10 protein-coding genes are annotated in these 12,739 nt (G+C 40.6%); all 10 read right to left on the bottom strand.

The features are described 5' to 3' along the window. Positions 1-39: 39 nt before the first annotated feature. Positions 40-990 (bottom strand): dihydroorotate dehydrogenase, encoded by a 951-nt coding sequence (locus tag VRHSUH09_RS02805; protein ID WP_105081315.1) that lies wholly within the window; start codon positions 988-990, stop codon positions 40-42. Then, entirely contained in the window at positions 990-1,757 is a 768-nt protein-coding gene (locus VRHSUH09_RS02800; protein WP_105081314.1) for a dihydroorotate dehydrogenase electron transfer subunit, read from the bottom strand. The genes VRHSUH09_RS02805 and VRHSUH09_RS02800 overlap by 1 nt, the downstream gene beginning before the upstream one ends. A gap of 133 nt (positions 1,758-1,890) precedes the next feature. After that, a complete protein-coding gene (locus VRHSUH09_RS02795) occupies positions 1,891-3,180 on the bottom strand; it encodes a dihydroorotase (protein ID WP_105081313.1) in 1,290 nt (429 codons plus the stop codon). Further along, the gene (locus VRHSUH09_RS02790; RefSeq protein ID WP_105081312.1) at positions 3,164-4,114 is read right to left on the bottom strand and encodes an aspartate carbamoyltransferase catalytic subunit; all 951 of its coding nucleotides are present in this window, start codon (positions 4,112-4,114) and stop codon (positions 3,164-3,166) included. The genes VRHSUH09_RS02795 and VRHSUH09_RS02790 overlap by 17 nt, the downstream gene beginning before the upstream one ends. 352 nt (positions 4,115-4,466) lie before the next feature. Continuing rightward, positions 4,467-7,295 carry an ATPase gene (locus VRHSUH09_RS02785; RefSeq protein WP_105081311.1) on the bottom strand — a complete coding sequence of 943 codons (2,829 nt, stop codon included), beginning with the start codon at positions 7,293-7,295 and terminating at the stop codon, positions 4,467-4,469. Between the two features lie 12 nt (positions 7,296-7,307). Then, complete coding sequence (whiA, locus tag VRHSUH09_RS02780; protein WP_105081310.1) at positions 7,308-8,255, bottom strand: DNA-binding protein WhiA; 948 nt, start codon at positions 8,253-8,255, stop codon at positions 7,308-7,310. A 15-nt stretch (positions 8,256-8,270) separates the two neighbouring features. Next, positions 8,271-9,620 (bottom strand): gluconeogenesis factor YvcK family protein, encoded by a 1,350-nt coding sequence (locus tag VRHSUH09_RS02775; RefSeq protein WP_105081309.1) that lies wholly within the window; start codon positions 9,618-9,620, stop codon positions 8,271-8,273. Positions 9,621-9,632: 12 nt separating this feature from the next. Then, positions 9,633-10,547 (bottom strand): RNase adapter RapZ, encoded by a 915-nt coding sequence (gene rapZ / locus VRHSUH09_RS02770; RefSeq protein ID WP_009352646.1) that lies wholly within the window; start codon positions 10,545-10,547, stop codon positions 9,633-9,635. A gap of 12 nt (positions 10,548-10,559) precedes the next feature. Then, the gene (locus VRHSUH09_RS02765) at positions 10,560-11,372 is read right to left on the bottom strand and encodes a Cof-type HAD-IIB family hydrolase (protein WP_105081308.1); all 813 of its coding nucleotides are present in this window, start codon (positions 11,370-11,372) and stop codon (positions 10,560-10,562) included. Between the two features lie 142 nt (positions 11,373-11,514). Then, a complete protein-coding gene (locus VRHSUH09_RS02760) occupies positions 11,515-12,633 on the bottom strand; it encodes an IS256-like element ISVesp1 family transposase (RefSeq protein WP_105081111.1) in 1,119 nt (372 codons plus the stop codon). Positions 12,634-12,739 lie beyond the last annotated feature (106 nt).

The raw sequence follows: 12,739 nt of genomic DNA, 5'->3' as shown, positions 1-12,739 counted from the left end.
AACTTATGGTTGTGTAAGTTTACCATAGATATGATTAGATTAAGCTTTATGAACAGCACCAACGATATCAGTTATGCTATTTAAATTATATTGTTCTACATATTCACTCATTTCACGGGCAATACGTGAAATGGCTGTTGGATCTACCATCGTAGCAACTCCAACTTGAACGGCTTGAGCACCAGCCATCATAAATTCGATAGCATCAGTACCAGTCATAATTCCACCAAGCCCCATAATAGGAATATTAACCCCTTTATAAACTTGGTGCACCATACGAAGTGCTACCGGTTTAACAGCTGGACCAGATAAACCACCATAAATATTACCCAATACAGGTTGTCGACGGTGAATATCTATGGCCATACCGAGAATGGTATTAATGAGACTTACCCCATCACCACCACCGGCTTCTACAGCCTTTGCAATTTCCACAATGTCTGTTACATTTGGTGAAAGTTTTACAATAACAGGTTTATCGGTAACTTTACGAACTGCTTTAGTTACTTGTTCAACTACCTTTGGGTCTACACCAAAGGCCATACCTTCACACTCTACATTTGGACAAGATACGTTAACTTCTAAACCTGCAATACCATCTACAGATAAAGTCTCAGCCATCCACGCAAATTCTTCAATGGTGCCTGCAGACATATTAGCAAGTAATGGTACATCGTATTTCTTTAAATCTGGCAAAATATCTGTAACAAAATATTCCGCCCCAGGATTTTCAAGGCCGATACAATTCAAAACACCAGATGGTGTTTCTGCAATGCGAGTACCGCGGTTACCATGACGACCTTTTGGAGTCAAACCTTTTACAGAGATAGCCCCTACTTCATTGCTTAGATCAACGTAGCCTGCATATTCAGGGCCATTACCAAAGGTACCAGACGCAGCGATAATAGGATTTTTCATCTTAATACCGCAATAATCGATAGCTAACTTTGGATTTGGCGTAACGGTGTTATTTAAATCGCGTTCACTCATTAAAAGAACACCTCCTCAGCTGGGAATACAGGACCATCTTTGCAAACTTTATAGCGTTTACCTTCTGCACCATCACAACCACAGCCTAAACAACCACCTGTACCACAACCCATGCGCTCTTCAAGAGAAACTTGGCATGGTACATTGAGGTCTTTAGCCACTTGAGCTACGCCTTTCATCATCGGCGTCGGACCACAAGTCATAACAGATGTGAAAGCATTAGCATTAATCAGATCCGGCATGATAGCCGTAGGGAAACCTTTTGTACCTACGCTACCATCATCAGTAGTGATATGTACTTTAACAGGCGTATCGTTAAATAAGTCTGCCCAGAAGGTTTCGCTTTCATTTCTAAAACCGAGAATAACTTGTGCTTCTTCCCCTTCTTTCAAATGGGAAGATATGCATAACATTGGTGCAATACCTACGCCACCACCAACGAGAAGCATATTCTTAGATGTAACAAATGGTTCACCCAAAGGACCTAAACAATCTAGAGTATCGCCTGGAACAAGGTGAGTCATAATCTCAGTCCCTTTACCTACGACACGATACAAAAGGGTGATCGTCCCCTTTTCTGCATCAAAGCCTGCATAGCTGATAGGTCGGCGCAATAATGGTGCTGTTGAGTCCGCTACGCGAACATTACAAAACTGTCCTACCTTTGCTTCTGCTGCTTGTTTTGGTGCGTGGATATCCATTACCCACACATCAGAGCCTATTTGCTCATTGCGAACGACTTCGCCCTGTTCTACATAGCCACTCATGGTTATTACTCCAATTCAAAATCCTGTAACGCTTCTACAGTATAATTTGCATTATTTTTACGATTTGCTACAACTCGTAATACTTCGCGTGCTGTATCGAGACTTGTTAAGCAAGGTAGTACTAACGTGCCTTTTATCGTAAGACTACGCCATCCTTCATGACTACTTCGCCATTAACGACTGTAAGTTTTGCTTTACCTTTAACAGTCATGCCATCGAACGGGCTTACCTTACCTTTTGTATAGAATTTATTGCGGTCTACAGTCCATTCTTCAGTTGTAGAGAATACTGTAATATCCGCTGGTTTGCCAACTTCAAGAACACCTGCATCGAGACGCATCAATTCAGCTGGACGAGTACTCATATTGTACACAACTTGGTCAATGCTAAGTTTATCTGGACCGTAGGCATTTGTAATAACTGCTGCCAAAGATGTTTCGAGACCACTGAAGCCATTTGGTGCACAGCAGAACTCATGGTCTTTTTCTTCAAATGCATGAGGTGCATGGTCTGTGATAATGGCATCAATTGTGCCATCTTTCAAACCTTCTAACAAAGCTTGACGATGATCTTCGGAGCGAATTGGAGGAGCCATTTTGAAAGCTGGGTTATATTCGCGTAAATATTCGTCAGTAAAGGATAAATGTTGGCTTGTAACTTCACAAGTTACATTAAGGCCTTTAGCCTTCGCACGACGAACCATATCTACCGTATTTTTACTACTTACGTGAGCGATATGGATATGACCACCTGTCATTTCAGACAATAAGATATCACGTGCTACAGCCAAATCTTCAGCTACGGCAGGACGACCAGAAACACCTAGTTCATAAGATACAATACCTTCGTGCATATGACCATTTTTAGTCAATGTAATATCTTCCGCATGGTCGATGACCATTTTATTGAACATGGAGGAGTATTCTAAAGCGCGACGCATGAAAGCCGCATTTTCTACATAGTGACCATCGTCGGAGAATGCAACTACACCTGCTTCAGCCATATCGCCTAATTCAGCAAGTTCTTTACCTTCAAGACCTTTAGATACAGCGCCGATGAATTCAACTTTAACTACACCAGTAAGCTCTGCTTGTCTTTGCAAACCTCTTACTAGCATCGCATTATCAACTACAGGATTAGTATTAGCCATAGTTACAACGCGTGTGAAACCACCCGCTGCAGCTGCTTGTGTACCAGAGTGGAAGTCTTCTTTCGCTTCTTGGCCTGGTTCACGCAAATGTGTATGAATATCGATAAGGCCAGGTGCTACGATAAGACCTGTTGCATCATATACTTCAGCGCCATCTGCACTTAAATTTTGACCGATGGCTGCAATTTTACCATCTTTTACGAGAACGTCTGCTACTTCGTTTTGTTTTTTTGCCGGATTTACTACCGTACCATTTTTAATAAGCAAGCTCACTACCGTCACCTCCGATAATAGTTAAGTACAATACAGCCATACGTACAGCTACGCCATTGCGTACTTGTTCTTGAATTACTGATTGATCAGAATATGCTACATCTGGCGCAATTTCAAGACCGCGGTTCATCGGGCCTGGATGCATTACCATTACATCGTCTTTAGCTAATTTCAGTACTTCGTTATTGATGCCAAAGATTCGTGCATATTCTCTATTTGTAGGATATAGTGCAGAGTGAATACGTTCTAATTGAATACGAAGTACATTTACTACATCTGCATTAGCAACTGCTTCACGAATATCATGGTGTACAGTAACACCTAGTTTTTCAAGTTCTGGATATACCATTGTACGAGGACCAGCTAGATGTACATCAGCACCCATTTTAGTAAGGCCGTAGATGTTAGATCTTGCTACACGACTGTGCATGATATCGCCGATAATTACTACTTTTAAGCCTTCAAGGGATTCTTTTTTCTCTAAAATAGAGTACATATCTAGCAAAGCTTGAGTTGGATGCTCATGAGCGCCATCACCTGCGTTGATGATGATAGGATCAACTGCTTTTGTAGCATATAAAGGTGCACCTTCTGCGCTGTGGCGCATTACGATAGCATCTGTGCCCATGTAGGACATTGTTAACAATGTATCGCGGAAGCTTTCACCTTTACCCATGGAAGAGCCACTTGGAGAAAGATTGATAACGTCAGCCCCTAAATATTTGCCGGCTAACTCAAAGGAACTACGGGTACGAGTACTTGGCTCCATAAAGAGGTTAATAATAGATTTTCCCTTCAAAAGTGGAACCTTCTTATCATCAGAAAGTACGATGTTCTTCATTTTCTTTGCCACATCTAAAATCAATTTGATTTCTTCAGGTGACACATTTTGCAAACCTAATAAATGTTTGCCTTTTAGGCTAACTTGTCCCATGATTTCCTCCTAACTCACGTAACAAAAAAGACCTTTTGCCCAGGGCAAAAGGTCAAATAGTTTGCACAAAGAAGCCCTTATGGGCGCTTCAACTATATTCCTTTTTCAGCCTCTCTGGACTAAATTAAAAGGTATTGTATTATGCAATGGTCTCTCGTACCATATACGCATTTTCTTTTTTTATTGTACTGAATCTACCTGTGAAAGTCAATGTAAAACGCAAAATTCATAATGATTTTAAAAAGAGGACAAGCCCATAAAAATTGCTTGTCCTCTCTATATTTAAACAGCTTTTAACCCCTCACAATAGACTAGTTTAACTTAAAAATTTTATCAATTGAAATTAACAGTATTAGCCTAAAGGATAAATTCTTGGAGGATTTTGTTCTTCGTTTTGCTGTTCATTTTGTGGTGCCAATGGAGCTATCGGCGCAGTTGGCATCGGATTCACTTGCACATATTGCTGATCTTGTGGCACTTGCGGTTGTCGTTGATCACGACGACGCGTATTTTGAGATGCCGTCGGTCTTGGCTTAGTTAATTCATCGATAGATACTGCATTTGGAATTGTTACATTCGGTGTATCTTCATGAATATCGTCAAGCTCGTTAAAGGATGGACCAGTCTTAGCAGCTTGAGCCGCTTTACGTTCCTCTTCAATTTGTTGTCGAGCAAGCTCTGCTCGACGACGAGCATTTTCTTGTTGTTCTTTAACACGTTGAATTGCTTCAGCACGCTCTTTAGCTTTACGTTCGATTTCGGCTTGTGCCAACGCTTGTTGACGAGCCGCTTCGGCCTTACGCTCCGCTTCAAGATGCGCTTGGTATCGTTCCTCAGCAATACGGCGAGCCTCTGCGGCTTGGCGTTCTGCTTCAGCTCGTTCTGCCGCAAGTCGTTCTTGCTCTGCCTTACGAGCCTCTTCAGCCAAACGAGCTTGTTCAGCTTTACGGGCTGCTTCAATTCTCGCCTCTTCTGCTTTACGCGCTTCTTCAGCACGTTTTGCTTCTGCCGCTTTACGAGCCTCCTCTGCCTTACGAGCAGCCTCAATTCGTGCTTCTTCAGCTTTACGAGCTTGCTCTGCTGCACGTTGTGCTTCCAAGGCAGCTTTTGCTTCTGCAGCTTTACGAGCTTCCTCGGCGCGTCTAGCTTCTAATGCTTCTTGTTCTGCTTTACGTTTTGCTTCTAAACGAGCTTTTGCTTCTGCTGCTAAACGTTCTTCTTCGGCTCTCTTAGCTTCTAAGGCCGCCTTTTCTGCCGCTCGTTGCGCTTCAAATCGAGCCTTAGCCTCAGCTGCCTTACGTGCTTCCTCAGCTTTACGAGCTGCCTCTACACGAGCGGCTTCAATTCTACGCTCTTCTTCAAGACGTCTTTCTTCGGCTGCTATGCGAGCTGCTTCCGCTTTTCGTGCTGCCTCTACACGTTCTGCTTCCGCCTTACGTGCCGCTTCGATACGAGCCAACTCAGCTTTACGCACTTCTTCTACCTTGCGAGCTTCCTCAGCTTGGCGTTCAAGCTCAGCCTTTCTAGCTGCTTCTATGCGTTTTGCCTCTTCTGCTTGTCGCATTTCTTCGACTTTCTTAGCCTCTAAAGCTGCTTTTTCTTTTGCCGCTTGCGCCTCTTGAGCCGCTTTTAATTCAGCTGCCTTGCGATCAGCTTCGGCTTTTTCTGCCATTTTACGCTCAATTTCAGCATGTTTGGCTTCTGCAGCCTTGCGTGCCATTTCTGCTTTTTCAGCAGCTAATTTAGCTTCTTCTGCTTTTTTACGTGCTAATGTTTCCTCTGCTTCTTTTGATTTTTTAAGTTGAGCTTCTTTTTTAGCTTCAGCAGCTGCTTTATCACTTAACTTTTTAGTTTCTTCATGAGCGATATTCTCTGCCTGCTTACTAGGTGTCAAAGTAGATTTTGTAGTATCTACAGTACCTTTATTGCTATCTTTACCACCTATAGGGCCTACCGGAATTTGCGTAGTTCCTTGAGTTGGATGACCTAAACTATCTTTTACATCCTTAGGAACATTAACAGCAATAGTTTGATGTTTTTGTGGATTTGCAAGAGATTCAGGGATTAACAAGAACCGTATCGGCAAGTTAGATGCCCCTGCAGGCATAAAGTTTAATGTTAATAAATCACCTGCGTTATAGTTACCCATGATGCGACTATCTAAAATAGTTCCATCCCCAAGTGCAGAGATACCATCAGCACCGCCAATATGATAGGTTCGTGTATCTATTTGACCACGGCGAGCACCTTGTTGGTGTAATGCTTTCACCGTAAAGGAACCAGAATAGGGACCACCAAGAGGGTTAAAATACAATCTAAATGGTTCATTACCCTTTGTAGGAATTTTTAGTGTATAAGATACACCATAGTTACCACGATCGCGAACAAATGCTTTATTTTGCATTTCGTCTACACCGTTGATAAACATATCTTCACGGTCATTACCGATTTCTACAAAAGCACCGCCTAATGTCGTATCAAATGGTGTAGTAACCTCCATATTACGCTTAGACCCAGTATAGGTACCACGCAACTGAATTTCATCAATAGGCAAATTTTTCGCCCAATGAGATGCATCTACAGCATCAATACCCATAGGTAGCATCATAACGCGAGCAAATACAGGCGCTTCCGTTTTAATATCTACAATCCCTGTAAATAATGCGTCTTGATATACAGGCGTTTGCTCTAAATCGCTAAATATTAGTTTACGACCTTGAGGTGGAATACTTAATGAATATAATGGTCTAGCATTAGGGCTTTCATTAAGAGGCTGTTCTAAATCTTTACGCGACAAATCACGACCAGCCGCAAAATAGTCAGGTGTAGCTACAGACTTTAACTGTCGCATTACATGGACTGTATTAGGATATGCCGTTTGATTTTCGAGGACAATAGCAATTTTATGAGGCTGATCCATTTCATTTACATGATAAAAATAGATACGGCCATTGCCATTAATTGTACCTGCACTAAGCGTACCACCTACAGGTCCTACGTATTCAGGGCTATCTGATAGTAGTAATGTATCCGTTTGAGCTACCAATGTGGGTGGTAACGGAGAAAACTGAAAATATCCAATTGATTGTAAATCTATATCACGAGCCTCTACATGGCCTGTAAGAGCAGCCATGGCGGCCATAGCCGCAGCTACACAATATCTTGATTTATAAGAAAACATATATTATTACCTCTATATTTCTTCAAGCCCCATCGGGTCATATGTAAGTGCTAATGCTTCAATCTTTTTAAGACGGTGGCCAATACCCGATTTAGACAGTTCACCATCCATTAACTCTTCTAGCTCTTTTAAACTCGCTTCGGGATTTTCCCACCGAAGTCTTGCAACGACTCGCAATTTTTCAGGCAATTCTTCAATACCGATTTCTCTATCAATAATACGGATAGCTTTTACCTGACGTACCGCTGCATCTACAACCTTTTGTAAATTTGCAGTTTCACAGTTTACCTGTCTATTAATCTGATTTCGTACAGTCTTCATAATCCGTACGTTTTCAAATTCCATGAGAGCAGATTGAGCACCCATGATTTGTAAGCAGTTCGTCACTGCATCGCCTTCTTTAAGGTATACTACATACTCTTCCTTGCGCTCCGTTAATCCAGCGTGAATGTGAAAGAGCCGTAACACATGGATAATCTCCCGTGCAAAACTTTCATTGCCCGTCATAAACTCTAGGTGATAATCACTTTGCGGTTTATTAACGGATCCTCCCCCTAGGAATGCACCCCGTAAAAAAGCACGTCGAGACTCCATAGACTTGAGCCAACTGCGTGGAATTTGTTCAGTTACAGGCCATAGTGCAAGATCTTCTAAAGCTTGACGCCCCTCTATAGATGGCTCTACAGATAAGGTGTACATATTTTTCTTACGCAAGTTTAAGCCTTGTCGTACTAATACATTAGTAGGTAATTCGTATTGTTTCTTTAAAATACCTAGCAAACGACGAGCTACCGCATTATTAGCCGTAGACAATCGAATTCCTACGGCACCGTTCATACCTAAAATAATGGATCCACCCATGCGCAATAAGCAGGACGCTTCAATTTTCATGGCCACATCTGCATCACTAGAGGACTCATATTGGCATAATTCATTTTTTACATCTTCTGCAAATGACATGGGTATCCTTTCTTATTAATGATCGTCTCGTTGGAGATAATATTCTAGGATATGTGGTTCTGTGTTAGATTGCATAGCACGAACGATATCCATAATGACTTTGCCTAACCGTTCTGGATCATGAACAGCTGGCTTTTTAGAACTAATCAAGGTAGCACGAATTGTACGAATACCTTTAGCTTGTAATTTTTTCGTATCTAATGCTACAGGTTCAGAGCCTACAGCACTATATTGCTCAACCATTTGAATTGGCAATGGACCATCATTAGCTAAGACGGTATCTACAATACCTTCCCCACCATGAGCAATTAAAGCCTCTACATGGTCATTTAATGTATAACCCGTGGTTTCACCTGGCTGCGTCATAACATTAGCAATATAGATTTTATTGGCCTTACTTGCTCTTACATGAGAGGCAATCTTATCGGTCAACAGATTTGGAATAATACTAGTATATAAACTACCAGGACCAAAGATGATTACATCTGCTTCATCGATGGCACGCAAAGCAGCACCTTCCGGTTTTGGTTGAGCAGGATCGCTGTAAATACGTTGAATGCGCTTTCCAGAATTCGGAATATTGCTTTCACCTTCTACGATAGTACCATCGGTCATCTCCGCTACTAATTTAATGAACTCAGTAGACGACGGAATTACACGACCTCGTACACGCAACAATTTACTAGCCGCTTCAAGCGCTTCCTCCACATCGCCATCATATACTTGAGCAAGTGCTGTGATAAAGAGGTTACCAAAACTATGCCCAGATAGCTCATTTTCCCCTTCAAAGCGGTAACGGAACAGGTTTTCCATAACCCCTTCTTGTTCAGCTAATGCAATCAAGCAGTTTCTCAAATCGCCAGGAGCAATCATTTTAAAATCTTGACGCAAGCGACCAGAAGAACCGCCATCATCAGCCACAGTTACAATAGCTGACAAATTTGACGTATGAGACTTCAAGCCACGCAATAAGTTTGATAACCCCGTGCCACCGCCGATAACGACGATTTTTGGGCCCTTATCAAGGCGAATATTCTGAAAAATAATATCCGATACTTTGCTATCAGGATTTGGTAATACAGCACGAATAATCGTTTTAATAACCTTACTCGTACCGATGAGCATCAGTATAGCACCGATGGATAATAGTACAAACCCTACAGCAATGAGAACATTATAATTGTAAAAGCCCGTTAAATCATAAGAAAAGGCTAGTACAATATCTTCAAGCACGGCTAACCATTGATAGTTAAACATCAATGAAATACCGATAATTAATAGACCTACACCAACACTAAACAGGGCAAGCCAACGTTTTATATTTAGGCCCGGACTTAGCCACCGGAACCATCTTTTTCGCAACATATGAACCCCTATCTAGTTACCAAGTGTTTTAATTTCATGAGGATTAAAGTCTTCTTCTACATTATTTTTCATCATATCTCGATGTTCAACGGATACACGATAGCCTTTTTCTAACAAGTGAGAATATAATGATTCTGCCATAGCAACAGATCGATGCATACCACCAGTACAGCCTACCGCTACGATAAATTGAGATTTACCTTCTTGTTCATAATTTGGTACAAGAAAATCTACCGTATCAAAGAAGCGTTTTTTAAACTCATCTGTTACTTCAAAGGAATGAATATATTCATTAACGGCCTTCACGCGACCTGTTTTATGTCGGAATTCAGGAATATAAAACGGATTTGGTAAGAAGCGTACATCCCATACCATGTCCGCATCGAGAGGAATACCATATTTAAAACCAAAGCTAACTACCGTAATAGCCATGCCATGACCTTCATCCACTTGAGTAAAGCGAGTTTTTAAATACTCTTTAAGACTAGCTGTTTTCATATTTGTAGTATCAATGATGAAGTCTGCTTTATGGCGTACAGAATTAAGAATTTGACGCTCTTTTTTGAGACCAGTCGTAATCAACCCATCTGGAGCCAATGGATGGCTCCGACGACTTTCTTTATAGCGACGAATTAATGTTTCATCAGTAGCGTCCATGAATACGATTTCAAAATCTACCTTCATATCTTTTAATCTATCAAGAGATGAAGAGAGAGCTTCAAAGAACTCACCACCACGAATATCTACCACTAAAGCTACCCGATTTGTACGCTCCCCACCTTGACGGCAAATTTCACTCAATTTTGGAATCAGCACAGGTGGAATATTGTCGATACATAAATACCCCATATCCTCTAAGGCCTGTAATACTTGAGTTTTACCAGCACCAGACATGCCAGTAACGATTAATAAACGAAAGGCTTCCATAGTTTTACTCCATTATAAAAGATTCTCTTCAATCCAGCGGGCCACACCATCTTCATTATGATGACCGCAAATTGCATGAGCTACAGATTTCACATGATCAGTAGCATTTTCAACAGCTACTGAATAACCGGTTTCACTAAGCATTGAAATATCATTCTCTGCATTGCCAAAGGATATAATATTCTCTAAACCGATGTGATTATCAATAGCTAACTGTGCCAAAGCACGCCCTTTAGATACATTCGGAGCAATGATTTCTAAAAAGTCACGTTGACTGCGAACTAATGTAACTACATCTCCCACCAAAGGCGTTAAGGTATCAATAATTCTATCAATGCCTTCTACAGTATCGATAGCAATTAATTTATTAGGTTCTACTGTTAAGCTATATAAATCATCCCCTAAAAACTCCGCTTTAGCACCTGTTTGGGTTTCATAGAGATCGGACTGCCATGTTTTATGGTGGCATAATAAGTGATCATCCACATAGGATTGAATGTGCCAATCGTATTGTTTAGCTAAATCAAAAATACGACGTACAGCTTGAATAGAAACAGGCTGCTCAAAAAGCTTACGCCCCGTCTCTAATTCTTGAATAAGGCCCCCTGAAAACAAAATCATCGGTACATTACCAAGCTGTAAAGCCAAGCCAATAGGCTTAGCCGTCTGGTACATGCGCCCCGTAGCTATAGTGATGGCAATCCCTTTTTTATGCAGCCTTTGTAATACATCTACAGTATAGTCAGATACAGTATTATCGCTGCGTACCAAGGTTTCATCACAATCGATAGCCACCATTTTAATATGAGAAAAAGAAGGGTTCATATTTACCTCCTTTATAGGAAAATCTAATACTCTTTATTATACCATTTATAGCACTTATATACATAGAAATAACCTAGTTTCACGTCAATAAACTTAATATGTATCTATTATTTAGGGTTATAGGACAAAAAGTGTTGCTATTTTAGTCCCAAAGATTGGTAAATAGGCAATCATAATTATGCAAATCACTCCAAACAATAGCATCACCCCAAGTCGGAATAGAAGCTTCTAACCTAGATTGTTCATGTATGGTATGATATATATCAGAAATACTCTTGTTGGTCGGCATAACCTTAAGTATTTCTGCATTAGAAAGCGGGTTTGGTGAGTGCATATAGCACCACCAGAACACCGCTTTTATTCGTCTTTCAATAGACATTCCTCTATGATTACGTAACATAGTGCGTAACTGAGCATTTACACCACCTTCTATACGATTATTAGTAGCTGGGCAGGTACATGTTAACGATGCATCTAAGTAAGTAAATAAACATCTTTTGTTAATCAATTTAACTAAGGAATTTTCTGCTTTTATAAGTCGTTCATGTTTAGGTCGTATCGTACCATTTTCATCAACTGTTATTTCTGATAGGAATACCCTATGTCGTACTTTCCATGACATAACGTTTTGTACCCACTTCATAGCATGATCTTGCGTGTGTATTGTTAATAAATCCCTTGCAATTCCATATAACTCACAACCAGCAATCGTTTTAGGACGTATTGTTGTATAGCGTTTTACTTGTTGAAATGCATGAAATAAGCACCTTTGTAGTTTGGCTTTCGGCCAAACTTTTTTTAATGCCTTTTGAAAGCCGGTACCACCATCGGATATAACTACTATAGGTGATGAAATACGTCGTAATAAAGCCTCCCAAGCCTTAGAATGCTCATATCTACAAACATACCAGCCTAAGACATGCGTCTCATTACAACAGATTAAAATACAAGCATTTCTAGCTAAATAAATACCATCAACAAATACCACACTACTTGATGATTCAACTTTTGGTGGTAATGGCCAAAGCTCCCAAAACTGTGATGTTTTTCTACGAAATGAACGTCCATCGCCAGCCATATCTAACTGTGTGTGTTTACCAAATAACCAATCCAAAAATATCTGTAAATTATTATTAGTTTTATTCACTTTATTTGTGAATGAGCAAGAACATTGATTACAATACCAACGTTGAGAACCCGCACTTGTTTTACCATTTCTCTTACAGACGAAACCACAATTAGGGCATCTGACTAGTTTCATAATTATACTCCTTCTAAAAAATATATCTCTTTAGAAAGATAAAACCTTTTTTGAGTCAGTAAAATCAAGGGGGTTCCGACTTTTTAGCAACACTTTTTGTCCTATA

Source organism: Veillonella rogosae JCM 15642, from assembly GCF_002959775.1.
GTDB classification, from domain to species: domain Bacteria; phylum Bacillota; class Negativicutes; order Veillonellales; family Veillonellaceae; genus Veillonella; species Veillonella rogosae.
Note: the sequence above shows the minus strand (reverse complement) of the source record. Positions and strands in the feature narration are given on the sequence as shown.

Bases quoted from the DNA above. Each gene is read 5' to 3' on its own strand.
- VRHSUH09_RS02805 (WP_105081315.1), bottom strand. From the start codon at position 990: ATGAGTGAACGCGATTTAAATAACACCGTTACGCCAAATCCAAAGTTA.
- VRHSUH09_RS02800 (WP_105081314.1), bottom strand. From the start codon at position 1,757: ATGAGTGGCTATGTAGAACAGGGCGAAGTCGTTCGCAATGAGCAAATA.
- VRHSUH09_RS02790 (WP_105081312.1), bottom strand. From the start codon at position 4,114: ATGGGACAAGTTAGCCTAAAAGGCAAACATTTATTAGGTTTGCAAAAT.
- VRHSUH09_RS02785 (WP_105081311.1), bottom strand. From the start codon at position 7,295: ATGTTTTCTTATAAATCAAGATATTGTGTAGCTGCGGCTATGGCCGCC.
- whiA (WP_105081310.1), bottom strand. From the start codon at position 8,255: ATGTCATTTGCAGAAGATGTAAAAAATGAATTATGCCAATATGAGTCC.
- VRHSUH09_RS02775 (WP_105081309.1), bottom strand. From the start codon at position 9,620: ATGTTGCGAAAAAGATGGTTCCGGTGGCTAAGTCCGGGCCTAAATATA.
- rapZ (WP_009352646.1), bottom strand. From the start codon at position 10,547: ATGGAAGCCTTTCGTTTATTAATCGTTACTGGCATGTCTGGTGCTGGT.
- VRHSUH09_RS02765 (WP_105081308.1), bottom strand. From the start codon at position 11,372: ATGAACCCTTCTTTTTCTCATATTAAAATGGTGGCTATCGATTGTGAT.
- VRHSUH09_RS02760 (WP_105081111.1), bottom strand. From the start codon at position 12,633: ATGAAACTAGTCAGATGCCCTAATTGTGGTTTCGTCTGTAAGAGAAAT.